21 protein-coding genes and 3 tRNA genes are annotated in these 24646 nt (G+C 53.8%); 15 read left to right on the plus strand and 9 right to left on the minus strand.

Annotated features, from left to right (window positions below; genetic code table 11):
• Nucleotides 1–62 precede the first annotated feature (62 nt).
• The 4 genes from J1779_RS17870 to J1779_RS17885 all read left to right on the plus strand — a co-directional run bounded on the left by J1779_RS17870 (nucleotide 63) and on the right by J1779_RS17885 (nucleotide 1531).
• Entirely contained in the window at nucleotides 63–950 is an 888-nt protein-coding gene (locus J1779_RS17870) for a LysR family transcriptional regulator (RefSeq protein ID WP_217204433.1), read from the plus strand.
• A 245-nt stretch (nucleotides 951–1195) separates the two neighbouring features.
• A tRNA-Leu gene (locus J1779_RS17875) sits at nucleotides 1196–1281 on the plus strand.
• A 36-nt stretch (nucleotides 1282–1317) separates the two neighbouring features.
• A tRNA-Leu gene (locus J1779_RS17880) sits at nucleotides 1318–1403 on the plus strand.
• A gap of 41 nt (nucleotides 1404–1444) precedes the next feature.
• Nucleotides 1445–1531: transfer RNA gene (locus tag J1779_RS17885), tRNA-Leu, on the plus strand.
• Here the strand turns inward: J1779_RS17885 and J1779_RS25650 are convergent.
• The gene (locus J1779_RS25650; protein ID WP_274388820.1) at nucleotides 1494–1628 is read right to left on the minus strand and encodes a hypothetical protein; all 135 of its coding nucleotides are present in this window, start codon (nucleotides 1626–1628) and stop codon (nucleotides 1494–1496) included. The two genes, J1779_RS17885 and J1779_RS25650, sit on opposite strands and share 38 nt — an antisense overlap.
• Nucleotides 1629–1664: 36 nt before the next feature.
• Nucleotides 1665–1946: a DUF1435 domain-containing protein gene (locus J1779_RS17890; protein WP_056777204.1), complete on the minus strand. Its 282-nt coding sequence runs from the start codon at nucleotides 1944–1946 to the stop codon at nucleotides 1665–1667.
• Between the two features lie 276 nt (nucleotides 1947–2222).
• Between J1779_RS17890 and J1779_RS17895 the strand changes: the two genes are divergently transcribed.
• A complete protein-coding gene (locus J1779_RS17895) occupies nucleotides 2223–3317 on the plus strand; it encodes a GGDEF domain-containing protein (protein WP_217204434.1) in 1095 nt (364 codons plus the stop codon).
• A 382-nt stretch (nucleotides 3318–3699) separates the two neighbouring features.
• Here J1779_RS17895 and rhaR read toward each other — a convergent pair whose 3' ends face one another.
• Both rhaR and rhaS read right to left on the minus strand, forming a co-directional pair.
• A complete protein-coding gene (gene rhaR, locus J1779_RS17900; protein ID WP_122094598.1) occupies nucleotides 3700–4581 on the minus strand; it encodes an HTH-type transcriptional activator RhaR in 882 nt (293 codons plus the stop codon).
• Between the two features lie 81 nt (nucleotides 4582–4662).
• On the minus strand, nucleotides 4663–5490 hold the full coding sequence (gene rhaS, locus J1779_RS17905; RefSeq protein WP_056776633.1) for an HTH-type transcriptional activator RhaS: 828 nt from the start codon (nucleotides 5488–5490) through the stop codon (nucleotides 4663–4665).
• Nucleotides 5491–5834: 344 nt separating this feature from the next.
• On the opposite strand from rhaS, the gene rhaB reads away from it, so the two are divergent.
• The 5 genes from rhaB to rhaM all read left to right on the plus strand — a co-directional run bounded on the left by rhaB (nucleotide 5835) and on the right by rhaM (nucleotide 11145).
• Complete coding sequence (rhaB, locus tag J1779_RS17910) at nucleotides 5835–7319, plus strand: rhamnulokinase (RefSeq protein ID WP_217204435.1); 1485 nt, start codon at nucleotides 5835–5837, stop codon at nucleotides 7317–7319.
• The gene (locus J1779_RS17915; RefSeq protein WP_122094272.1) at nucleotides 7316–8572 is read left to right on the plus strand and encodes an L-rhamnose isomerase; all 1257 of its coding nucleotides are present in this window, start codon (nucleotides 7316–7318) and stop codon (nucleotides 8570–8572) included. The genes rhaB and J1779_RS17915 overlap by 4 nt, the downstream gene beginning before the upstream one ends.
• Before the next feature lie 51 nt (nucleotides 8573–8623).
• Nucleotides 8624–9448 carry a rhamnulose-1-phosphate aldolase gene (gene rhaD / locus J1779_RS17920; RefSeq protein ID WP_056776624.1) on the plus strand — a complete coding sequence of 275 codons (825 nt, stop codon included), beginning with the start codon at nucleotides 8624–8626 and terminating at the stop codon, nucleotides 9446–9448.
• A 135-nt stretch (nucleotides 9449–9583) separates the two neighbouring features.
• Nucleotides 9584–10732 (plus strand): lactaldehyde reductase, encoded by a 1149-nt coding sequence (fucO, locus tag J1779_RS17925; protein ID WP_217204436.1) that lies wholly within the window; start codon nucleotides 9584–9586, stop codon nucleotides 10730–10732.
• 98 nt (nucleotides 10733–10830) lie between these two features.
• Nucleotides 10831–11145: an L-rhamnose mutarotase gene (gene rhaM / locus J1779_RS17930; RefSeq protein WP_056776618.1), complete on the plus strand. Its 315-nt coding sequence runs from the start codon at nucleotides 10831–10833 to the stop codon at nucleotides 11143–11145.
• Here rhaM and J1779_RS17935 read toward each other — a convergent pair.
• The gene (locus J1779_RS17935; RefSeq protein WP_217204437.1) at nucleotides 11120–13366 is read right to left on the minus strand and encodes a YgiQ family radical SAM protein; all 2247 of its coding nucleotides are present in this window, start codon (nucleotides 13364–13366) and stop codon (nucleotides 11120–11122) included. The genes rhaM and J1779_RS17935 overlap by 26 nt on opposite strands.
• Before the next feature lie 406 nt (nucleotides 13367–13772).
• Between J1779_RS17935 and J1779_RS17940 the strand changes: the two genes are divergently transcribed.
• Nucleotides 13773–15272: a SulP family inorganic anion transporter gene (locus J1779_RS17940; protein WP_217204438.1), complete on the plus strand. Its 1500-nt coding sequence runs from the start codon at nucleotides 13773–13775 to the stop codon at nucleotides 15270–15272.
• A gap of 68 nt (nucleotides 15273–15340) precedes the next feature.
• On the opposite strand, the gene J1779_RS17945 is transcribed toward J1779_RS17940, so the two are convergent.
• From J1779_RS17945 to J1779_RS17955, 3 genes are all read right to left on the minus strand, one after another.
• Nucleotides 15341–16993 carry a dihydroxyacetone kinase subunit DhaK gene (locus J1779_RS17945; protein ID WP_217204439.1) on the minus strand — a complete coding sequence of 551 codons (1653 nt, stop codon included), beginning with the start codon at nucleotides 16991–16993 and terminating at the stop codon, nucleotides 15341–15343.
• Between the two features lie 145 nt (nucleotides 16994–17138).
• Nucleotides 17139–18506, minus strand: a complete 1368-nt coding sequence (locus tag J1779_RS17950) for an L-serine ammonia-lyase (protein ID WP_122094284.1) — start codon at nucleotides 18504–18506, stop codon at nucleotides 17139–17141.
• 103 nt (nucleotides 18507–18609) lie between these two features.
• Complete coding sequence (locus J1779_RS17955; RefSeq protein ID WP_056776603.1) at nucleotides 18610–19893, minus strand: HAAAP family serine/threonine permease; 1284 nt, start codon at nucleotides 19891–19893, stop codon at nucleotides 18610–18612.
• A 583-nt stretch (nucleotides 19894–20476) separates the two neighbouring features.
• On the opposite strand from J1779_RS17955, the gene yfiR reads away from it, so the two are divergent.
• The 3 genes from yfiR to yfiB are packed head-to-tail and all read left to right on the plus strand — an operon-like array spanning nucleotide 20477 to nucleotide 22871.
• Nucleotides 20477–21070 carry a regulatory sequestration protein YfiR gene (gene yfiR / locus J1779_RS17960; protein ID WP_238485213.1) on the plus strand — a complete coding sequence of 198 codons (594 nt, stop codon included), beginning with the start codon at nucleotides 20477–20479 and terminating at the stop codon, nucleotides 21068–21070.
• A gap of 2 nt (nucleotides 21071–21072) precedes the next feature.
• Nucleotides 21073–22356, plus strand: a complete 1284-nt coding sequence (gene dgcN, locus J1779_RS17965; protein WP_056776596.1) for a diguanylate cyclase DgcN/YfiN — start codon at nucleotides 21073–21075, stop codon at nucleotides 22354–22356.
• A 17-nt stretch (nucleotides 22357–22373) separates the two neighbouring features.
• A complete protein-coding gene (yfiB, locus tag J1779_RS17970; RefSeq protein ID WP_056776593.1) occupies nucleotides 22374–22871 on the plus strand; it encodes an outer membrane lipoprotein YfiB in 498 nt (165 codons plus the stop codon).
• Here the strand turns inward: yfiB and J1779_RS17975 are convergent, their stop codons facing one another.
• A complete protein-coding gene (locus J1779_RS17975; protein WP_056776591.1) occupies nucleotides 22872–23744 on the minus strand; it encodes a LysR family transcriptional regulator in 873 nt (290 codons plus the stop codon).
• Nucleotides 23745–23846: 102 nt separating this feature from the next.
• Here J1779_RS17975 and budA point away from each other — a divergent pair, with 102 nt between their 5' ends.
• Nucleotides 23847–24629: an acetolactate decarboxylase gene (gene budA, locus J1779_RS17980; RefSeq protein ID WP_136374779.1), complete on the plus strand. Its 783-nt coding sequence runs from the start codon at nucleotides 23847–23849 to the stop codon at nucleotides 24627–24629.
• The last annotated feature ends 17 nt before the right edge of the window (nucleotides 24630–24646 follow it).

Genomic DNA, 24646 nt, shown 5'->3' on the forward strand with positions numbered 1-24646 from the left:
ACGTGCAACACTGTTCAGAATTCACGAACAATAGAAAGCCACCAGCCATCGCCGGGAGTGATATGGATCAGATTCAGGCTATGAAAATTTTCATCCGTATTGCAGAGCTGGAAAGTTTCAGCCGCGCGGCGGAAGACCTCGACATCCCCCGCGCCACCGTCAGCACCACGCTCAAACGGCTGGAGCAGCGGCTCGGCGTCCGGCTGTTTTTACGCACCACCCGTCAGGTGAAAATTACCGACGAAGGGAAAATTTATTATCAGCGCTGCCTGCATTTACTGGCCGCTCTGGAAGAAACCGATACGTTATTCGCCCATCACAAAAATCAGCCCGCTGGCATTGTGCGCATCGATATGCCGCACTCGCTGGCACGCGAACGGGTGATCCCGGCGCTGAGTGAATTTTATCAACGGTATCCGCAGATCAACCTGATCCTCAGCGCTAACGATAATGCCATTAATTTGCTGGATCAGGGCGTGGACTGCGTTCTGCGCGCCTGGCCGTCGGAAGATGACAATCTGCAATCGCGTCATCTCACCGATCTGGTGCAACTGACCTGCGCTTCACCCGCCTATCTCGCGTTACGCGGCACACCTCAGACGCTGGCCGATCTGCAATCACATCAGGCGGTTGGCTATTTTTTTGCCCATCAGCGGGCAGAAACGCATCTCGAGTTCAGGGTTGGCGGCAATACGGAAAAAATTATGCTCCCCGCCACCCTGACCGTCAGCGGTGCCGATGCCTACGTGGCGGCGGCAAAAGCAGGGTTTGGACTGATTCAGGCTTCGAAACTGGCCATTGCACAGGAACTGGCGCAGGGAACGCTGATTGAGGTGCTGCCGGAGTACCCGCCACCGCCGATGCCGCTGTACATAATGTACCCGCCCGGACGCTTTCTGGCACCGAGGATCCGCGCGCTGCTGGACTGGCTTATCTCACTGTTTTCATAGCCTGGGAGGCATTCAGTTCACAGGCCGTTATCCTCAGGCATTGTTGAATAAAACATCAATTAACCTGACGATAATGTTACCTCTTCATCTATTCACTGCGGATATGCTGTTTTTTACATCAAACGTCCACAATGGGGGAAATAACTGTTGACGGCTGTGGGAAAATCTCTAGAATTCGCCCCCGTGGTTGTGTTACTTGCTGATGACATTCTGATGAATGCGTCACCACAGTAATCAATTGGAACGCGATGGTGGCGGAATTGGTAGACGCGCTAGCTTCAGGTGTTAGTGTCCTTTGGATGTGAGGGTTCGAGTCCCTCCCTTCGCACCAATACAATCACAAGATTTATATTGCACGGCACGGTACGCGATGGTGGCGGAATTGGTAGACGCGCTAGCTTCAGGTGTTAGTGTCCTTCGGATGTGAGGGTTCGAGTCCCTCCCTTCGCACCAAACCGGTGATATAAATCAAGCAGTAAGCAGAATTCATCTGTGCGAAGGTGGCGGAATTGGTAGACGCGCTAGCTTCAGGTGTTAGTGTTCTTACGGACGTGAGGGTTCAAGTCCCTCTCTTCGCACCACATGATTCTGTTCTCCGGTTTTTTCTTCCTGCATTAACTCTCTCGCTTTTAAAAAATAAAAAATCCCTGCGGCTTTACTGTGTTTCCTGCTTTTCATCTCTTTTCGTTCCTTTTTTATAACAATCACTTATGACTATAGACTAAAATTCAGCGTCACCGCGGCCAGACCACCCGCCAGTGCCATAAATGAGGGTAACAACATGTAATGGCGCAATGTCCGGTGAAAAAGCATCACCAGGGTAACCAGCATCGCGACCACGACCAGTACGCGGAGCTGATCGAGCGTCATATGTGCCATCGCCAGCAACGGCATCAGTGCACAAGGCAATAAAACGCCCCAGCCGCTGGTCAGACGCTTACCCAGCACCCACACAACCGCCCAGATCCCACATGCCATGACAATCGCCGCTATCATAACCCTGCTCCAAACAATGATAATGAGAACCAATATCATATAGGATTTTTTCTCATTTACCATCTATTTGCTGCGCACGCCCCTGGCGAGGTGACACCTGCGTACAAAAGTGCTAGTTTTAACGCCTTAAAAAATACACATGAAAAATACATTCATAGAAATCTAATAATTACGCATTAAAACCATTGGCCTGCCTGTAAGGATTTAATTAACGGCATTGGGCGATAAGATTCTTTATCTATTCAGACAACAAACACAATAAATAGAGTGAATTTGATGATATCTCATTCCTATGATGAGTTGCTAAAAAGCAAACATCGACTGGTTATGTTGCTATTCTTTTTTTTAAATAGTGCTACTGCGCTATTTTCTATGGTTGATCCGCCGGATAATGCGGTTTCCACTCCTTTCCCGCTAGTTCTGATCTTTGTACTCTGCAGTGCAGGTTTAGTATTTTCTTTTTTCACAAAGAAAAATTACTCTGCCCATTTGAATATGTGCTCTGTCATTATCGGATTACTGTGGGCGTGGTTAATTGCTTTGCGGTTTGAAGAAGTCGGGCATTTAGATAAAAACTACCTGCTGGTGAGTTTACTCAGTATTTTCTTTATCAGCGCCATTGCGCTGTCTGATAATTTTCTCGCTTTTTGCCTCCACGCGGTACCTTCCACTCTGTGCGTGGTCTTTTTAGATGATTTTCAGCACATCGGCCGCATCATGTTTTCCGTCTCCCTGCCGCTGATTGGGTTATGGCTGCACCATCTGATGCTGCGGCGCAGCGATGAATTTACCCGCCGGATGCTGTCAAACCTCTACAGCGAAAGGGAAAAATTCAGCGATCTCAGTATGCTTGATCCACTCACCGGCCTTTACAACCGGCGCGGGTTACAGAATAAGCTGGAGGGCCTGCTGAGTCAGGCCTCGGGTCATTACGTGATGCTGCTCGATATCGATCACTTTAAAGCTTACAACGACAATTACGGCCACAGCATGGGCGATCAGGCGCTGGTCAGGGTCTCCGCAGCCATTCGCGACGCCGTGCGTTCGCGCGATGTGGTCGTCCGCTACGGTGGGGAAGAGTTTCTGGTGCTGATGTCTAACGTTAAACAGGAACATGCCATCCGCATGGCCGAGCGGATCCAAAATAAAGTGCTGGGTCTGAATATTCCGCATCTGTTTAACGCCGAGGTATCCACGCATGTCACGGTGAGCGCAGGGCTGGCCGCCTTGGAAGAGGGAGATTTTAATAATGCTCTCAGTCAGGCTGATGTCTCGCTGTATAACGCTAAAAACAGTGGCCGCAATAAAATACTTTATGCCTGGGAAGTGACTGAACAACAGCAGACGTTGAGTGAAGAGAAAATGGCCTGAAAGTAACATTAATAACAATACGCTTATTGTTATTAATGTTATCCCTTTGACTTTCCTGCCCACTCAAATTTATCAGCTTTGGGCAGGCATTCATCTTTAATGCATAACCATTCATATCCGCAGCAGATAAAAGAGGACCATAGAAAAGTAAATCATCGCTTTATTCTAATTAATGTCTGGAGAGAGGTGATTTTCAATTCTGTTTGTATTGTTCAATGACTCAGAATCCTTTTCTGAGTTTTAGAAAAAAAATGAAACATAAAGATAATCCTATAGCACTAAACACCTGCCAAGCGTCTGCTGATCATCCCGCCATTAAACCGTGAACGCCTCACCGGCACGCCATCCTAATTTATTGTTTTAACATGCTTATCATCGGCCTTCAGAGGCGGTTTACCTCGGCGTATTCCCCTTCCGGCGATTTGACTGCATGGCCGGTAAAGCGTTGCCGGTAATCACGCGGCGAAACGCCACAGGCGCGGTTAAACACCACCGAAAAGTAATTACTGTCATCAAAGCCGCATTCCGCAGCCACATCGCTTATCGCCATGTTGCCATAACGCAGCAAACTCATCGCCCGGCAAATCCGCAACTGGCGCAGGTAATGGGTCACACTCATGCCGGTATGCTGCTTGAACAAAGCGCGCAGAGCGCGGGGATTGAGCTGATGCTGACGGCAAAATGTTTCCAGATGGAAAGGGGCTGAAATACCAGCCCGCAGCGCCATCAGCAATAAATCCAGCTGATGGGCATCAGGCAGCACGCCGCTGTCGGGCTGATGACGAAAGCGCAGCAGCAAAAGCGCCAGCTGCATAAGCAAAGCCTCACTGAGTTGCACCGACAGCGCCTCAGATTTCATGCACTCTTTCGCCAGCTCATCGACTTTATCGCGCAGCACCGACATGCCCAGCGTACTCAGCCGCCAGTAACGCTGTTCCTGACTGACACTTTCGCCGGGCAACAGGTGCGCCCAGTCGGCCGCCAGCCCGAAACGCTCGCGGCAATACAACACGTTATCCAGAGCCAGCATATTGACGGATTCATAGCTGTGCCGGTCTTTGGCGTTGATATAAAACAGATCGCCGCAGGTGATGGGATAAGGGATATCGTTCCAGATGTGGACACCATTGCCGCGCCAGACAATCACCAGCTCGTCAAAATCGTGGTCGTGACTGGGAAAATCCGCCTGAGGATGGCGCTCTGCCACCACGACGGAATTCATTCCGGTCAGAAAGAAATCATTTTTATTCAGTTTCAGCGACATAGCAGCAATCTCAACCCGTTTGACCACAAAATAAACGAGGCGGCTCAGGCAGATAATTCCTGAGGCCGCGAGAGGTGCCGCTTAACGTAACTGGTCACGCATGAGTTTTGGCGACACCGAAAATTCCCGACGGAACTGCGTCGAAAAATGGTTACTGTCACTGAACCCGCAGGCATAGGCGATATCGGTAATGCTCTGATCGCTGTGATGTAAACGACGGCGCGCCTCCAGCAAACGCAGACGGTTGAGGTACCGTTGTGGCGTCAGGCCGGTGTAATGCTTCATCTGCCGGTGCAGGGTGCGCAGCGCCAGAGAAAAACGATCTGCGGCTTCAGTCCAGTTAACTTCTTCACTGTAATGTGACTGGAGCCATTGCAACAGTTGATTGACTTTGTTTTCAGAGGTGTCTCGCAATTGTGGCTGGAAACAATCCTGATAAAGCAGGATCAGCAACTGCAGGAACAGGCTTTCACGCGTGGCGATATGCTCCATTTCAATGCTGTCCGGCAGTGCTTCCAGCTGCGCAATACACTCCAGCACCTGTACGACCACGTGCGGGCTGAGTTGCCAGTGGATCTGCGCCTGATAATGATGCTCCTGTGGCAGGAAATGGCCGACGTCCTGAATAAAACGGAATGCTTTTGGCGAACGGAAAAGGACGTTGGTGAGCCGCAGATTCTCCACGTTTTCAAACAAATGGTGATCGCTTGCACGCACAAAACACACCGTGCCGGCCGTCAGCGTATAGGGATTGTCATTAAAGATGTGCACGCCGGAGCCGCTTTCCACCAGCATAATCTCGTGGAAATCGTGGTAGTGCTCCGGGAATACGCTTTGCGGAAGACGTCGCTCAACGGTCACCGTCAGCTCAGGGGCCGCAAAATAATCATCACCCTTCAGTAACGTCATTGGATCGCCTCCGGTTTAGACATTCATGTGCTTCGGGGAACCCACCCTACCCTGTGCCACGCCGTCTTACCTTCAAACCGCGGCGCTAAAAACGGCATAAACGGTCATTTTTTCAAGATTCCCCCTGTGGTGATGCAGATCTGCGGCGAGGATCACAATCGCTGTGTTCGCGTTACCTGCCGTTTTCATCACCGCCGTCAGCAGGTCTTTGGGCTGAACTGTGATCTGCCTCGCATCTACCTTTTTAATGCTGCCATCCGGTTAAAACCCGTGGCAATCACCGGAAGGTGCCCCCGCCCCACCTCCCCTACACTGGCCAGCATATTCAACAAGGAATGGCCGCTATGAGAACTCACCATCTTGCCGCTATTGACCTCGGTGCCTCCAGCGGCCGTGTAATGCTGGCCACGTTTACCCGCCAGGATCCCGATTCAGCCGCAACGCTGACGCTGACAGAAATTCACCGTTTTCCAAATACTCTGAAGCACGTTGACGGCCACGATACCTGGGATCTGGATGACCTTGAAAAGCACATTCTGGAAGGACTGAACCGTCTGGATTCTTCCGGCGTCCCGCTCGATGGTATTGGCATCGATACCTGGGGGGTGGATTACGTGCTGCTCGACGAACAGGGCCAGCGGGTGGGTTTAGCCGTGGCCTATCGCGACAGCCGCACCGAAGGCGTCATGGCGCGGATGGAAAAGCAGGCAGGCCGCCACACCATTTATCAGAAAACCGGCATCCAGTTTATGCCGTTCAACACGCTTTATCAGCTGCGGGCGCTGACCGAACAACAGCCCGAGGTCGTGAACACAGCCGCACATCTGCTGATGATCCCCGACTATTTCCATTACCGCCTGACCGGCGCGCTGAACTGGGAATATACCAACGCCAGCACCACGCAAATGCTGAATATCACCACCGGTGACTGGGATGAGGATCTGCTGAAACTGGCGGGTGTTCCACGCCGCTGGCTGCAAAAACCGACGCAACCGGGAAACTCAAAGGGAGTCTGGCACAGCCCGCGCGGGCGCAGCGTGCCGGTTATCAGCGTCGCTTCGCATGATACCGCCAGCGCCGTGGTCGCCGCACCGCTGACCGGCCCGCACAGCGCCTATCTCAGCTCCGGCACCTGGTCGCTGATGGGCATCGAAAGTCCTAAAGCGTTCAACCAGACGAAGGCGCTGCACGACAACATCACCAATGAAGGCGGCATCAACGACAGTTATCGGGTGCTGCGCAACATTATGGGGCTGTGGCTGTTCCAGCGGGTTTGCCGGGAACTGGGGATTCAGGATTTGCCTTCACTGATCACACTGGCAAAAAACATTCCCCCGTTCACTTACCTGATCAATCCGAACGAAGACCGCTTTATCAATCCGCCGTCGATGGTCAATTCCATCCGCGAAGCCTGCCAGCAGGTTGGCGAACCGGTGCCGGAATCACCGGCCGAACTGGCGCGTTGTATTTTCGACAGTCTGGCCATGCTGTATCGCAAAATCGCCCTGCAACTGGCTGATTTACAGGGCGCGCCGCTGGAAGATATCCATATTGTTGGCGGCGGCAGCCAGAACCAGTTCCTCAACCAGCTGTGTGCCGACGTCTGTCAGGTCAACGTCAGCGCCGGGCCGGTTGAAGCCTCTACGCTCGGCAATATCGGCTGCCAGCTGATGGCGCTCAACGCCGTTAAAGACACCGCTGAATTTCGTCGTATCGTGGCCTCGAACTTCGAACAGCACCATTACATTCCCCGTGTTCACGCGGATTTCGCTATTCACTGGCGCCGTTTTGAGGCGCTCTGTCACGTCAATGAGGAGCTCGCAGTATGACTTCATCTATCGATCACGCATGGACGCTTGCTAAAGAACGCTTTGCGCAGCTGGGCATTGATGCCGAAGCCGCAATCACCCAACTCGATACTCTGCCGGTTTCCATCCATTGCTGGCAGGGGGATGACGTCGCGGGCTTTGAGAACCCGGAAGGCGGCCTCACCGGGGGGATCCAGGCGACCGGCAACTATCCCGGCAAAGCGCGAAATGCGCAGCAACTGCGGGCAGATTTAGAACTGGCGATCTCCATGATCCCCGGCCCTAATCGTCTGAACCTGCACGCTATTTACCTGGAATCCGACACGCCGGTGCCGCGTAACGAAATCGAACCGAAGCATTTTACCGGCTGGGTAGACTGGGCGAAGAAAAACAAACTGGGTCTGGATTTCAACCCGTCATGTTTCTCACACCCGATGAGCGCCGACGGGTTTACTCTTTCCAGCGCCAACCCTGAAGTCCGTCAGTTCTGGATCGAACATTGTCAGGCCAGCCGCCGCGTATCCGCCTCGTTTGGCCGCGCGCTCGGCACGCCGTCAGTGATGAATATCTGGGTGCCGGACGGCATGAAAGACGTCACCGTCGATCGTCTGGCACCGCGCCAGCGCCTGATGAGTGCGCTTGATGAAGTGATTTCTGAGAAGTTTGCGCTCACCGAACACATCGACGCGGTCGAAAGCAAATTATTCGGCATCGGTTCTGAAAGCTACACCGTCGGCTCCAACGAATTCTATCTCGGGTACGCTGCCAGCCGCGGCACTGCGCTGTGCCTCGATGCCGGTCACTTCCACCCGACAGAAGTGATTTCCGACAAAATTTCCGCCGCCATGCTGTATGTGCCGCGCCTGCTGCTGCACGTCAGCCGTCCTGTGCGCTGGGACAGCGACCACGTGGTACTGCTTGACGACGAAACGCAGGCCATCGCCAGCGAAATCGTTCGTCACAATCTGTTCAACCGCGTGCATATCGGGCTGGATTTCTTCGATGCTTCCATCAATCGCATCGCCGCCTGGGTTATCGGCACGCGCAACATGAAAAAAGCACTGCTGAAAGCCCTGCTGGAGCCGACCGAATTACTGAAAAAGCTGGAAACCGAAGGCGATTACACTGCGCGCCTGGCCCTGCTGGAAGAACAGAAATCGCTGCCGTGGCAGGCGGTCTGGGACATGTATTGCCAGCGTCACGACGTGCCGGTTGGCGGCCAGTGGCTGGATGCCGTCCGCCACTACGAAACCAGCGTGCTGGCAAAACGTTAACAATCGCTTATCACAACAGAACGCATTCACCTTATTCGCAGGAAAGAACTGATGAAAACATTATTTAGCGCGTGGTTTGTACAGGGCATGGTTAAAGCAACCACAGATATGTGGCTGAAAGGCTGGGATGAGCGTAACGGCGGCAACGTCAGCATGCGTTTGTTACCGGAAGATATTGCCCCCTACAAAAATGATTTTTACGCCCAGCCCCGCACGGTGGAACTGACTCAACATGCGCCGGATCTGGCGAATGAATACTTCATCGTCACCGGTTCCGGGAAGTTCTTCCGTAACGTACAGCTCGCCCCTTCGGAAGCGCTGACGGTGATTCAGCTCGATGACAAAGGCGCCAGCTACAAAATTCTGTGGGGCCTGACCGCAGGCGGCCTGCCGACCTCAGAACTGGCATCACACCTGCAATCGCACGCCGTACGTAAACGTGTCACCAACGGGCAGGATCGGGTGATCATGCATTGCCACGCCACCAACCTGATCGCACTGACTTACGTGCTGGAACTCGACAGCGCCAAAATCACCCGCAAGCTGTGGGAATGCAGCACCGAATGTCTGGTGGTGTTCCCCGACGGCGTGGGCATTGTGCCGTGGATGGTGCCGGGCACCGACGGCATTGGCGCCGCCACTTCCGATCAGATGCAACATCACAGCCTGGTGCTGTGGGCTTTCCACGGTATCTTCGGCTGCGGTCCGACGCTGGATGACGCCTTTGGCCTGATCGACACCGCCGAAAAATCGGCAGAAATTCTGGTCAAAGTGATTTCCATGGGGGGCATGAAACAGACCATTCAGACCGACGAACTGATTGCCCTCGGCAAACGTTTTGAGGTCACGCCTTTCGAGGCGGCACTGAAAGCCTGATCCGGCGGTTGCTGCTCCGGACACGATAAATCCTGCACGGGGAACAGAGGATGTTCCCCGTAGCAAGAACGGGCAAAGACCCGGGAGCATCGCCACACAGAACATCAGTTCTATTTACTCTTAGAGGGATTTTTTATGAGTTTTATGTTGGCACTTCCTAAAATCAGCCTCCACGGCCAGGGCGCAATCGAAGATATGGTGGCGATGCTGGCAACCCGACAACCGGGCAAAGCGCTGATCGTCACCGACGGCCAGTTAGTCGAACTCGGCCTGCTTGAAAGTTTATTCCACGCACTCAAACAAGCGGGATTGCCCTACGCCCTGTACGGTGGCGTCGTGCCCAATCCCACTTCCGCCCATGTTGATCAAGGCTTGCGTCTGTTTCAGGACAATCATTGCGATTACCTGATCGCTTTCGGCGGCGGCAGCCCGATTGATACCGCCAAAGGCATTAAAATTCTGACCGCCAATCCTGGGCCCGCCACGATGTATTCCGGTGTGGGTAAAGTTACTAAACCAGGCGTTTTTCTGGTGGCCATCAACACCACAGCGGGCACAGCGGCAGAACTCACCAGCAATGCAGTGATCATCGACAGCCAGCGTCAGGTGAAAGAAGTGATCATCGATGCCAACCTGATCCCGGATATCGCCGTGGACGATCCTTCGGTAATGCTGAAGATCCCGGCGGATGTGACCGCAGCCACCGGCATGGACGCGCTGACCCACGCCATTGAAGCCTATGTGTCACTCGGCGCGCATCCGCTGACGGATCCGACCGCGCTGGCCGCGATTTCAACCATTACCCAATGGCTGCCAAAAGCGGTGGATCACGGCGATAATCTTGAAGCGCGTGAGAAAATGGCACAGGGGCAATATCTGGCAGGCATGGCGTTTAACAGCGCCGGTCTTGGCCTCGTTCATGCCATGGCGCATCAGCCGGGCGCGACACACAATTTGCCGCACGGCGTTTGTAATGCGATTTTGTTGCCGGTCGTCGAAGAATTTAACCGCGCTGCTGCCCCGCACCGCTTTGCCGATATCGCCCGGGCGATGGGCGTACATACGCAAAGCATCAGTGAAACACAGGCAAGCATCGCGGCCATTGATGCGATTCGTCAATTGTCGGCACGTGTGGGGATCCCGTCCGGTTTCAAAGCGCTGGGGATTCAGGAGGCCGACATTGAAGGCTGGCTGGACAAAGCGCTGGCAGACCCGTGCGCGCCATGCAATCCGAGGACGCCGACGCGCGAAGAAGTGCGCGAGTTGTATCTGAAGGCGATGTAATTTTTCGCTTTTTACTCTGCGAAGAGTGAAAAACCAGGGGCGATTTCTTTACTCCTCCCTCTTTGCAGAGGGAGGAGGCAAACCAGGCAGGAGAAAACATGATCCGTAAATCTTTCGTGATGCAGGTTAACGCCAATGCGCACGACGAATATCAGCGTCGTCATTCGCCAATATGGCCGGAACTGGCAGAAACGCTGAAAGCCCACGGCGCGCATCACTACAGCATTTTTCTGGATGAAAAACGCAATCTGCTGTTTGGCTATGTGGAAATTGAATCAGAAGAGAGATGGAACGCGGTGGCGAAAACGGACATCTGCCAGCAGTGGTGGAAGCATATGGCAGACGTGATGCCTGCCAATGCCGATAACAGCCCGATAAGTGACGATCTTAAACCGGTCTTTTACCTCGACTGACACCCCGGTTTTCACCTTTCCCCTGCGCCGGTTTTCCGGCTTTTCCTGTTGCCGGCCCTGCGGCGACCGGTTTTTTCCCCGCGCGTGCTTTCCCTGATCCGCTTGCCGGATCCTGTGCCTTCGATGCGGTAAAGCGGGTCGCCGCAGGCCGAGCGATCCCCGAGCGAGGCGGAGCGAAACGAGGATCAAACCCGTCCGGCGGCACCAGACAATCCGGGCGCACGCCAATCAGACGGCGCATACCCATTGCGGTCAGCGCTTCGCGGATCACCGGCCAGTTCACCGGATCGTGATAGCGCAGCAACGCTTTATGCAACCGGCGCTGACGATCGCCCTTCGGCACCACCACGTCTTCACTTTTGTAATCGACTTTATTGAGCGGATTCTTGCCGCTGTAATACATGGTGGTGGCGCTGGCGAGCGGCGACGGATAAAAGTTTTGCACCTGATCCAACCGGAAGCGGTTTTTCTTCAGCCACAGCGCCAGATTGATCATATCTTCAGTGCGCGTGCCCGGATGCGCCGAGATGAAATAAGGGATCAGGTACTGCTCTTTCCCGGCCTGTTTCGAATAGCTGTCGAACAGCTCTTTGAACCGGTAATAACTGCCCATACCCGGTTTCATCATTTTCGACAGCGGCCCGGTTTCGGTATGCTCCGGCGCGATCTTCAGATACCCGCCCACATGGTGTTCAGCCAGCTCTTTGATATAACGCGGATCTTCCACCGCCAGATCGTAACGCACGCCAGAAGCGATCAGGATTTTCTTGATGCCTTTCAGGCTGCGGGTGCGGCGGTAAAGGTTGATGGTCGGCTCATGGTTGGTGTCCATGTGCGTACAAATTTCAGGATACACGCAGGAGGCGCGACGGCAGCTTTGTTCTGCTTTTGGCGACTGGCAGCGCAGCATATACATGTTGGCAGTCGGACCACCGAGATCGGAGATCACACCGGTAAAACCGGGCACATTGTCGCGGATCTCTTCGATTTCGCGGACGATAGACTCTTCCGAACGGCTCTGAATGATCCGCCCTTCATGTTCGGTGATCGAACAGAACGAACAGCCGCCGTAGCAGCCACGCATAATATTGATCGAGAAACGGATCATGTCGTACGCCGGAATGGTGGCCTTTCCGTAAGACGGATGCGGCACGCGCTGGAACGGCAGCGCAAACACTGCATCCATTTCCTCAGTAGACAGCGGGATCGCCGGTGGATTGATCCACACATAGCGATCGCCATGTTTTTGCATCAGCGCACGCGCGCAGCCAGGGTTAGTTTCGTGATGCAAAATGCGCGAGGTGTGCGCGTACAGCACTTTATCGCCCTTCACTTTTTCAAATGACGGCAGCAGCACGTAGGTTTTTTCCCACGGCTTCGGTTTCGGCGCGCGAACGGTGACCGGCTGCGCTGCGTCGGGTGCGGGCAGTTCGCCTTCTGAACAGGGCAAATCTTCGCCGTACGGGTTCATGATCGGCTCAATACGACCCGGTTTATCGAGGCGGGTGGAATCCACCCCGCTCCAGCCAATCAGTGCGGTTTTACGCATCACGGCGGTATTGCGCACGTCATGAATGTCAGTGATCGCCTCGCCCGCCGCCAGACGGTGCGCCACTTCCACCAGGGGGCGTTCGCCGTTGCCATAAATCAGCATATCGGCCTTGGAATCCACCAGCACTGAACGGCGTACGGTATCGGACCAGTAATCGTAATGCGCAATGCGCCGCAGGCTGGCTTCGATACCGCCGAGCAAAACCGGCACATCGCTGTAGGCTTCTTTGCAGCGCTGGGAGTAGACCAGCGTGGCGCGATCAGGCCGCTTGCCGCCGACGTTATCAGGCGTATAGGCATCGTCATGACGCAGTTTGCGGTCAGCGGTGTAGCGGTTGATCATCGAATCCATGTTGCCGGCGGTCACCCCATAAAACAGATTCGGTTTGCCAAGACGCATGAAATCGTCTTTGTTACTCCAGTCCGGCTGCGCGATGATCCCCACGCGGAACCCCTGCGCCTCCAGCATACGGCCCACGATCGCCATACCGAAACTCGGATGATCGACATACGCATCGCCCGTCACCACGATCACATCACAACTGTCCCAGCCAAGCTGATCCATTTCCTCACGGGTCATCGGGAAAAACGGCGCAGTGCCGTAGCATTCGGCCCAGTAACGCGGATAAGAAAACAGGGTGCGATCGGGTTGGATCAGGCTGATTGGCATAAAGAGTTTTCGCTGAAATAAAGGGGGACGTTGCTTAAGCACGGCTTATACATCGTGATTTAGCAGCCAGAAATTCAAGGGCGGAGATTATACGTGGGCAAAAAATAGTCTGCTGCGGGGAATGGCTTTGGCATGCGTGAGATCAAGGTTTTCAGGCCGCAAACCCGGTTTTCCGTGATCGCCACCTCACCACTCTAAGATTTTCCTTATGCGGAATTGCCGACTACCATGTTAGAAAGTGCATCAGAAAGCTTCAAATCGTAACTAAAGAATTTCTAACTTTAGACGTTGACCGCCACCGGGCCATCGCGAATTTTTCGCCGCCCCCTGACAGAGAGAAGCCCATTGTGACCGCATCCATTCCACGCCCTATCCTCACCTTTTCATACGCAGTGGAGAGCACTTCATGACGATAAAATCCTCTGAAAGTCTCAACATGAGTTTCCTGCGTTACGACATCCCGGCCGGGATTGTCGTGTTTCTGGTGGCGTTGCCGCTGAGCCTTGGCATCGCCCAGGCCAGCGGATTACCCCCTTTTGTCGGCCTGCTGACCGGCGTTATCGGCGGCATCATCGTCACCCTGCTCAGCCCGTCGCGTTTTGCGGTCAGCGGACCGGCTGCCGGGCTGGTGACGATTGTGGTCGGTGCCATGGAAACGCTCGGATCCTTCTCCTCCCTGCTGCTGGCGCTGATGCTGGCGGGCGTTCTGCAAATCGTCTTTGGGATCATAAAAGCCGGACGCTTTGTTTCGCTCATCCCAGGTTCAGTGATCCAGGGCATGCTGGCGGCGATCGGTATTTTGCTGATCATGCAGCAGATCCCGGTCGCGCTTGGCTATCAGGGTGAAGACGGATTACGCGGCATTTTTAGCGATCCGGCGTTCAGTTTCTCGCCCGCGGTTCTGATTGTCTCGGCTGTCGCCCTGCTGATTTTGTGGCTGTGGACCACACCGCCGTTTAAGCGCATCAAACTGATGACCTATGTGCCCGGCCCGCTGGTGGCGGTGTTATGGGGAAGTCTGGCGATGATTTTCGGTGACCGCATAGTGCCGGATGCGATGCAGGCCTTGCCGCGCATTGCGCTACCGAAATTTGACAGTGTGGATGAGGTCACCTCACAGCTGGAAAAACCGAACTGGAGCGCGTGGAATAATCCGCAGATTTACGTGATTGCCGCCACGCTGGCGCTGGTCGCCAGCCTGGAAACGCTGCTCAGTCAGGAAGCGCTGAAAAAGCTGAAAGAGCAAACTCCCGCGCCTTCGCCCAACAAAGAAATGCGCGCGCAGGGGATCGGGAATCTGATCAGTGGATTTCTCGGCGGCATGCCGATCACAGCCGTGATCGTGCGCAGCTCGGTGAACGTAAATACCGGCGCGCGCAGCAAGGTGTCGATTCTGCTTCACGGCGTGCTGTTGCTGCTGTGCGGCATGTTTTTCAGTGACATGCTCAACACCATTCCGCTGGCCTGTCTCGCGGCGGTGCTGCTGTATACCGGCTACAAACTGGCCTCACCGGCGTTGTTCATGACCCAGTGGCGGCTTGGTCTGCCGCAGTTTCTGCCATTTATCGCCACGCTGGCCGGTATTCTGGTCTTCGGGATGCTGGCCGGGATCGGCATCGGCCTGCTTGCGCAGTTGCTGTCGAGCACATACAAAAGTCATCACAATGCGATGCAGCTGACGCGCAACGAAAACCATTATGTAATGCGTTTTCATCAGAACCTGACGTTCCTTCATAACCCGCGTCTGCAAAGCTTGCTGGCGGAGATCCCCGATAACAGCGTGGTGCGGGTCGAACGGGAGAATGTCGGGTATATCGATCCGGATGTGAAAGCGGTGCTGTCAGATTTCGGGGCAAAAGCGCCGGATCGCAATATCACGCTGGATCGCTGGCCGGTCGGGCACTGATTTCTGAGCGCTGAAAAACAAAAGGCCTGCCGGTTTCCCGCAGGCCTTTTTCATTTACGCAGGCAAACTTATTTCTTCGCCAGCGCCTCAAACACTTTCTCGACAGCCACCGCGCCCGGATCTTTCACTCCTTTCAGGCTGTCACTGCTCAGATAAGAAGAACGGCCGGCGTTGGCCTTCTTCATGCTGGCGGTATCTTTCGCGCCTTTGGCCGCCGCTTTGGCCGCGCCTTTCAGGGCATCTTTCTTGCCCAGCGCTTCCAGCGCCGGTTGCAGGGCGTCGATCATGGTGCGATCGCCGAGATCGGCACCACCGTAATGCTTCATACGCTCCAGCCCGAACAGTAAGGCTTTCGGTAATTTTTCGCCCTCCTCCACTTTTTTACCGGCAGCGGTAAAGAAGATCGACATCAGCACGCCGCTGGATCCGCCCATCACGACGGCAAGACGATCGCCCACCACCCCGAGCAGATCCGCCACATTGTTCAGCGGCAGTTTTTTCGCTTTGTTTTGTTTCTGGATATCACGGGCACCGGTGGCAAACGTCGAACCGGTATCGCCGTCACCGACTTTGGCGTCGAGTTTGTTCAGCTCATCTTCGAGATCGGAAAGCGTCTGGGTAATGGTTTCCACGATCTTACTGACCTGCGCATTAGAAGACGCTTTTACCGTTTTCTTATCGCTGATTTTCTTGCCTTTTTTGGTCGCCAGTTTTTCCAGCTTCACCAGCGGCTGCCAGCCGGACGCCTCCACTTCTGCCAGCAGGGCTTCTTCAATGCCGCCTTTGAGCGCAATCACCGAGAGCGAGAACCCTTTCATATCCAGCGCACTGACCAGTGAAGCCGGGCCAATCAGATAACGGATCGACCCGCCGAGCGCGGAATGCACCACTTCTTTGGTGATCTGACTCATCTCCAGCGGAGAAACGCCGCCGAGGTTGTTGATCAGTACCGCCAGCTTGTCGCTTTTCTTCACATGCGGCTGGAGCTTTTCGACCAGCGTATCGACAATTTTTTTGCTGTTCTGGGTCTTCATCTTCGACACACCCGGCTCGCCGTGAATGCCTAAACCCAGCTCAACGTGGCCTGATTCGATACGTTGTTCTTCTTCATCTTCTCCGCCAGCCGGCAGGCTGCAACCGGCCGCCGCCACACCGATACTGGCGGTGGCATCAATCGCCTGCTGGGCGATTTTAGTGACATCTTTCAGAGATTTTCCCTGCTCTGCCGCGTAACCGGCAATTTTGTGCACCAGTGCGGTACCGGCGATGCCGCGTGGCTGCTTGTTGTCCGGCAGGGAAATGTCGTCAGACACCATCACCAGCTCGACGTTATAGCCCATGCCTTTGGCTTTCTCGGCGGCCAGACCGAAATTCAGACGGTCGCCGGTGTAGTTTTTGACGATCAGCAGACAGCCCGCTTTGCCGGTGACCGCCACGATTGCATTCAGCACCGCATCGACGCTCGGCGAGGCGAACACTTCGCCGCATACCGCCGCGGTCAGCATCCCTTTGCCGATAAACCCGACGTGCGCCGGTTCGTGGCCCGAGCCACCGCCGGAGATCAGCGCAACTTTTTTCTTATCCCAGTCACGCCGCACAACGACGCGAATGGCCGGATCGATGTCCAGTTTTGCCAGATTTTTGTAGGGAGAGGTCAGGATCACCCCTTCGATAACATCGTTAATCAGAGTCTTGCGGTCATTCATGAAAAATTTAGACATGCCGGACGTTTCCTTTTAACTGTTTTCCAAGTGTTTTGAGGGACTACATAAATTTTTTGATAACCAAAACATAGCACAGGAGGAAAATCGGGAAGGAGACGAGAAAGGCGGTTTCCCGCCTTTTAGGAAATATGAAGGAAAGAGATCAGTTACAAGCCAGGACTTTTATCGCCAGACCACCGGTAGACGTTTCACGGTATTTCGAGTTCATGTCCTTACCGGTTTCGTACATGGTTTCGATGACTTTATCGAGACACACGCGCGGCTCGCTGGTGCGGCGCAGTGCCATACGCGATGCGTTGACCGCTTTCACCGCAGAGATGGCATTACGTTCGATGCACGGCACCTGAACCTGTCCGGCCAGCGGATCGCAGGTCAGCCCGAGGTGGTGCTCCATCGCGATTTCTGCCGCCATAAATACCTGCGCGGTGCTGCCGCCCAGCAACTCGGTCAGACCCGCTGCCGCCATGGAACAGGCCACGCCGACCTCGCCCTGACAACCGACTTCTGCACCGGAAATTGACGCATTCATCTTAAACAGAATGCCGACCGCGCCAGATGCGAGGAAGAAACGGCTGTACGAATCAGGGCTTATCGGGCGGATAAACTGATCGTAATAGGTCAGCACCGCAGGAATGATGCCGCACGCGCCGTTAGTGGGTGCAGTGACCACGCGGCCACCGGCGGCATTTTCTTCGTTCACCGCCATCGCGTACATATTGATCCAGTCCACCACGCCCATCGGGTCGACATTATTTTTGTCCTGCGTCACCAGTATGCGGCGCAGTGCGGCGGCGCGGCGGTTGATTTTCATCGGCCCCGGCAGCAGCCCTTCGGTGTGAATTCCGCGGGTAATGCCTTCGCTCATGACATTCCAGATCGCCGCAAAATGTTCGCTGATTTCCACGCGCGAATGGCCCGCCAGTTCGTTTTGCAGCATCAGCGCGGAGAGCGACAGGCCGGTGTCGGTGCAGTGTTTTTGCAAATCACTGGCCGAGCGGAACGGATACGGACGCACGACAGGGTTTTCATCCTGTAGCCCGAATTTGCTGGCTTCGACGATAAAGCCGCCGCCAATGGAGTAATACGTTTGTGTGTACAGCAGATCATCGCCGTTAAAGGCGCTGATGGACATGCCGTTTTCATGCAGCGGCAGATTACCGGTGTGGAAATTCATGCCTGAATTCGCCGGGAAATCGACCTCTTTGGCGCCCTTGCCGAGCATCAGACGTCCGGTGGCTTCAACCTGACGAATAAACCCAGGAATCGCATCAATATCAACGTCATCCGGCATATTTCCGGCCAGCCCCATAATGATGGCCAGATCGGTGTGGTGACCTTTACCGGTCAAAGATAAAGACCCGTAAACATCTACCACCACGCGGGTGGTCTGTGCGAGATGACCTAAAGAAATAAGTTCATCAGTGAATATTTTCCCGGCTTTCATCGGGCCAACAGTATGCGAACTGGAAGGACCAATACCAATTTTGAAAATATCGAAGACGCTGATCACGGTGGACTCCATGTCTGAATAGGATTACGGGAAATAACAGGAAAAGAGGTGCAGGAAACAGCGAGCGGGAATATTCCCGCTCACTTTACTTCGGTTTTAATGATTAACCAATCAGGCTAAATACAATGGCTGACATAGCAATCAGACCCATAATTACCACGAAAACATTACTGATGTGGCCGCTGTATTTTCTCATTGCCGGAACTTTACGAATGGCATACATAGGCATCAGGAATAATAACATCGCAATAATCGGGCCGCCGAGGGTTTCAATCATACCCAGAATACTTGGGTTGAGCGTAGCAACCGCCCAGGCCGTGACTAACATGAAGATGCCGGTATAACGGTTGAGCTTAGGTAATGGAATTGTTTTCCCTTTGCTGCGCAGTGATTTAATCACCATGCCGTTAAAACCTTCACGTGCACCGAGATAATGCCCGAGGAAAGATTTGGTAATTGCAATAAAGGCAATAAATGGAGCGATATATTCAATCACCGGGTTAGAGAAATGGTTGGCTAAATACGACAGAATAGAAACGTTCTGCGCTTTGGCTTCCATCAGGTCTGCCGGAGAGAGGCTCAGGACGCAGCTGAAGACGAAGAACATCACCGTCAGCACCATCATGATGTGGCTAAATGCCAGAATGCGTGAGCATTTTTTCTCAGCGTCGTCGCCGTACTCTTTACGTTTTGCGACCGCAAAAGAAGAGATAATTGGCGAGTGGTTGAAGGAGAACACCATCACCGGAATAACCAGCCACAGGGTCATCAGCATGCCGTGCCCTACGCCGTTACCGGACAGGGAGACATTCTCAAAGACTGTGGTGTTCCAGTTTGGGATCAGGTACAGCGCCAGCGCCATTAATACCGCAACGAACGGGAAGACTAAAATGCTCATCGCTTTGACGATCAGATCCTGACCGAAATGCACCAGCGTCATTAAGCCTAACAACAATACCAGCGACAATAATGCGCGCGGAGGTGCTGTCAGATGCATCTGATGAGTAATAAAGCTCTCAACGGTATTGGTGATAGCAACGCTATAAACCAACAGGATCGGGTAAATCGCGAAGAAATAAAGCAGCGTAATTAGCTTACCGGCGGAAATACCAAAATGCTCTTCCACCACTTCGGTAATATCTTCACCGGCATTCTTCCCTGATAAAACAAATCGGGTTAATCCGCGGTGAGCGAAAAACGTCATTGGAAATGCCAGGATAGCCATAATAATTAACGGTATTAATCCGCCAATACCGGCATTAATCGGTAAGAAAAGAACACCTGCTCCAATTGCTGTTCCGTACAGACCCAACATCCACATGGTATCGGTTTTACGCCAGGAACTGACTGACTCTTTAGACAGCGTTCCAATAGTTGTGTTATCCATAATCCCTCAATGCTTATTTATAAAGTAATTCGTTTTCCCCAGAATGGTTGATGTTTTTTTCACTGCACCCGTCATCAAAAAAACCATCCTGACGGATAAAACATACCATTAATGCGGGCATGATACCTATCCGTAGCATAAAAATCTGGGTAACCGCGTGGCTTTGAGATCATGGTCACGAATATCCTAAAATAGCCGCCTAATATTCCTTTAAATTCCAAACCATTAACATTTTCTCCAATTTAATTTCATCAAAAGGAGAGGCTGATAACATTATTCTTAACGAATTATTTGTTATCGCCGTGACTATTATTTAATTAACGGTTGAAATACAAACAAGTTGGATTATTTAACGGCTTAGCCAGACAAAATATATGTTCAATAAATAAACAATGCGAAAACGAATTACATTAAGACTTCTTCAGTATTCCCTGTTGTGTCTGCCGCCATGTCAACAAATCAGCACAATTATGCCGGTTTACGGGCAGATAAATTTTTTACTGACGCTTTCAGAAGTATTGCCGATAAAGTTATTCTTACGCCGGTGAAACAATTTTAACCGGATGAATCGCAGAGCGAGCCCATGGACAAAGCCCGACATTCTTTTTGCCTGTCAGTGAAGACGCATAACCGCCGGTTATTCAAGGCGATGTACGGCTTTGCCATGCTCATTTTTCTCACTATCGCCCCGCTGACGCAAAGCGTGGCAGAAACACATGATGACGTGGCGCAGGAGGCGAGCGTCGCCCAGACCGTTAACGGGATCCTCAGCTATTCGCGCTGGCCCGCCGGGGAGGCCTCTTCAACTGCGTTGCGGCTTTGCATCATTCCCCCGGTAGAATTTGCGGCGCAGTTAACGCCCGATGGCAGTGCTTTCTCCGGCAGACCGCTCAACGTGATGACTTACCCTTTCGACAGCCCGATGCTGGCGACGCAATGTGACGCCATTTACTCCGGCTACACCTCGCCGGAACAGCAGGCAGATTTAAACCAGCGACTCACAGGCCACGCGGTACTGACCATCAGTGAGCAGGATGACGGTTGTGCATTACTCAATGCCTTTTGTCTGGTGATCACCCCTCAACATACCGGGTTTAAATTGAACCTGGATACGCTGTCACGCAGCGGCGTGCGGGTAAATCCCGCCGTATTACAACTTGCCAGGGAAAAGGAGTAACGATGAAGAATAAAACTATTCCTGTTCCTGAGGTTGAACAGCCGCGCCCGCGTAAAACCCTGGGCGCTGCGCTCAACCGCATCCACGTTATTGTGATTTTGACGGCGATCGGCCTGGCGGGCTTTTTACTGACTTTACTGGCGCTGATTGCCCTGCGCTCACATGCGGAAAGTAATCTGCAGCTGACCGCGCGTGCGATCAGCTACACCACAGAAGCCGCGCTGGTGTTTAACGATGCCTCTGCCGCCCATGATTCGCTGATTTTTATTGCCGACCGGGGAGATTTCTCGCAGGCGAAAATCCTGACCCCGGCGGGCAATACCTTCGCCGAATGGCAACGCCCGACGGAAGGGAACTGGGACAAACTGGGGCAGTTCATCGGACATCTTGCTTTCCCGGATCCGGTGACGCTGCCGGTCATTCATTCCGGTTCGGTGATCGGCACCGTCTGGCTTACCGGTAACGGCACCAGCCTGCTCGGCTTCCTGCTGGAGACAGTGCTCAGCCTGATTGGCTGCCTGGTTCTGACGGCGCTGGTTGCGCTCTATTTCTCGCGGCGGATGCAAAAAGGCATCGTGGACGCACTCGGCCATATCACGCGGGTTACCCACGAAGTGAGCGCTAACCGCTCCTTTAATCTGCGCGTCCCTTCCGCGCCGGTTGCCGAACTGCATACGCTGAGTCAGGACTTCAACAGCCTGCTGACGGAGCTGGAAGCCTGGGAAAATCACATGAAAAACGAGAACGTATCCCTGACCAAAAAAGCGTTGCACGACGGCCTGACCGGTCTGCATAATCGCGCGTTCTTTATTGATACCCTCAATCAGTGCTTCAATCCGATGCGCCCGCCGCTGTCTCTGGCACTGCTGTTTATTGATGTCGATAACTTCAAAGAGATCAACGATTCACTCGGCCATGCGGCGGGGGATCGGGTGCTGATGGTGATTGGCGAACGTCTGTCGAAGACCCTGCGCGAAGGCGATGTGCTGGCGCGCCTGGGTGGCGATGAGTTTGCCATTCTGCTTGACCCGATGAACTCTACCGCCGAATCGGTGGCCTTTGCCGAACGCATTGTCGATACCATGAAAACGCCGGTGATATTGCTCAACAACAAGACGCTGGATGTTTCGCTGAGTATTGGTATCGCGCTGTCACCTTCACAGGCACACAGCGCTAAAGAGTTACTGGAAAAAGCCGATGAAGCGATGTACCGCTCGAAAAAAATATCAGGCAGCTGCTGGCATGTTTCAACAGGCATGCCGCTGACCGTCGTGACGAAAGACTAAAAGGAGTTAACACCACCATGCACGCGTATCACACATTGAAAACCTGGTATCAGTTCGCCGCGATGGGACTGTGCATTTTGCTGCTGGCCGCCTGCCAGACCAAACCCGCCGGACTCACTGCGGAACAAATCGCTGTTTTGCAAAAAAATGGCTTCACGCAGACGGCCGCAGGCTGGGAACTGGGTCTGGATGCGAAAGTGCTGTTTGGTAACAATCAGGCGACGCTTTCACCGGAAAGTGAAAAAACGGTCGAAAAACTTGCCAGCGATTTGCTGCATGTTGGCCTGATGAAAGTGAATCTCGACGGCCACACCGACAACTACGGTGATGTCGGCTACAACAACGATCTGTCACTGCGCCGCGCCAACACCGTCGCCGCGGCCTTTGCTCAGGCCGGCATGCCACGCGCCAATATTCACACGCGCGGATTAGGCCAGAGCCAGCCGGTCGCCAGCAATAAAACGCAGGAAGGACGCGCGCAGAACCGTCGGGTGTCTGTGATTATTGTGGTGTAGCTATAACAACCCCACCAGATGCAGTGCGGCCTTGCAGTTATCCGTTCTGCGCCACGCCAGCGCTATCTGCGTCGTCAATGTCTGCCCGGCAATGGGCAGACAGCGCACATTATTCTCATCAATTTTACCAAGCGACGCCGGCACCAGCGCGTAACCAAATCCTGTCGCCACCATACTCAGCGATGACGTGATTTGCGGACACTGCTGACCATAGCGCGGCGAAAAACCCGCTTCTTCGCAGGCCGTCGTCACCGCATCGTACAACCCCGGCGATAAATCCCGTGGAAAAGTGATCAGCGCGTCGTGACGCAATGCCGCCAGCCGGACGTCCTTACCCTGGCTGAGCGGATGCGTTTTCGGCAGCGCCACCATCATCTCTTCAATATCCAGAACCTTAAAACTGAACGCTTTGCTGCGTTCGCAGGGCAGACGAATAAAGGCCACGTCGAGTGCGCCCTCGCCCAGCGCGGTCATCAGCCCTGCCATGTCTTTTTCCTGCGGCTCCATCACCATGCCCGGATATTTATCCCGAAAGCGATGTAAGAGCGAAAAAACCTGCGGATTAAACGCGGTCGAAGTCGCAAAACCGATGCGCAGCGTGCCGTTCATGCCACGGGCCACCGAGCGCGTGCGCTCAAGTGCAGCATCGGTCAGTTTGATGATATTCAGCGCCTCGTCGTACAGCACTTTTCCGGCTTCGGTCAGCTCAACGCCACGGGTCAGGCGTTTTAGTAAAGGGGTACCGATTTCATGTTCGAGCCGCTGGATTTGCTGGCTCAGAGGAGGCTGGGAGATGCCCAGTTGTTCAGCAGCACGGGTGAAGTGCCCCGTCTCTGCCACCGCCACAAAATAGCGCAGATGACGCAGTTCCATATCAAAAACGTCTCAAAGTGAACACCTCCTCATATTGGAACTCAGGGCGGAATGGCGTCAACCTTTAGTTAGCTAAGTTAATCATTCCATCCGGAGCTCTGCATGAAAAACCATTCCGATTCCTGTTCCTGCGTCGCCGATATCGCCCGCACGGCCACGGCGTTTAAGCAACAACATCCTGACCGCGTGTTGTATCAGTCATCACTGATGAGCGCCCTGCTCAGCGGCGTTTATGAGGGCGAGACGACGATGGCAGACCTGCTCCGGCATGGCGATTTTGGCCTCGGCACCTTCAACCATCTCGACGGTGAGCTGATCGCCTTTAACAGCAACATCTTCCAGCTGCGCGGCGACGGCAGCGCACGACGCGCCAGCCCGGAACAAAAAACGCCGTTCGCCGTCATGACATTCTTTAATCCCACCCATGAATACCACATCGAACGTCCGCACAGCCGCGAGCAGATCCATCACGTGATCGACGAGGTTGTCGCCAGCCAGAACACCTTCTGCGCGCTGCGCATTGACGGGAGATTCAGCCGGGTCGAGACGCGCACCGTGCCGGAACAGCACCGGCCTTATAAACCGATGCTCGAAGCCATCGAAGCCCAGCCGACTTACCATATCGAACACAGCCAGGGCGTGCTGATTGGGTTTCTGACCCCTGCGTATATGCAGGGCATCAACGTCGCCGGATACCACGAACACTTTATTAATCAGGAACGCAGTAGCGGCGGCCACGTGCTGGATTATCAGGTGGAGAGCGGCACGCTGACCTTCGGCACCGTTGAAAAATTGCTGATCGACTTCCCGCAGGACAGCGATTTCCTGCACGCCAATTTATGCCCGGATGATTTGAACGACGCCATCCAGTCCGTTGAAAGTTAATCACCGCCACATCGAAG

This window comes from Rahnella rivi (genome assembly GCF_019049655.1).
GTDB classification, from domain to species: Bacteria; Pseudomonadota; Gammaproteobacteria; order Enterobacterales; family Enterobacteriaceae; genus Rahnella; species Rahnella rivi.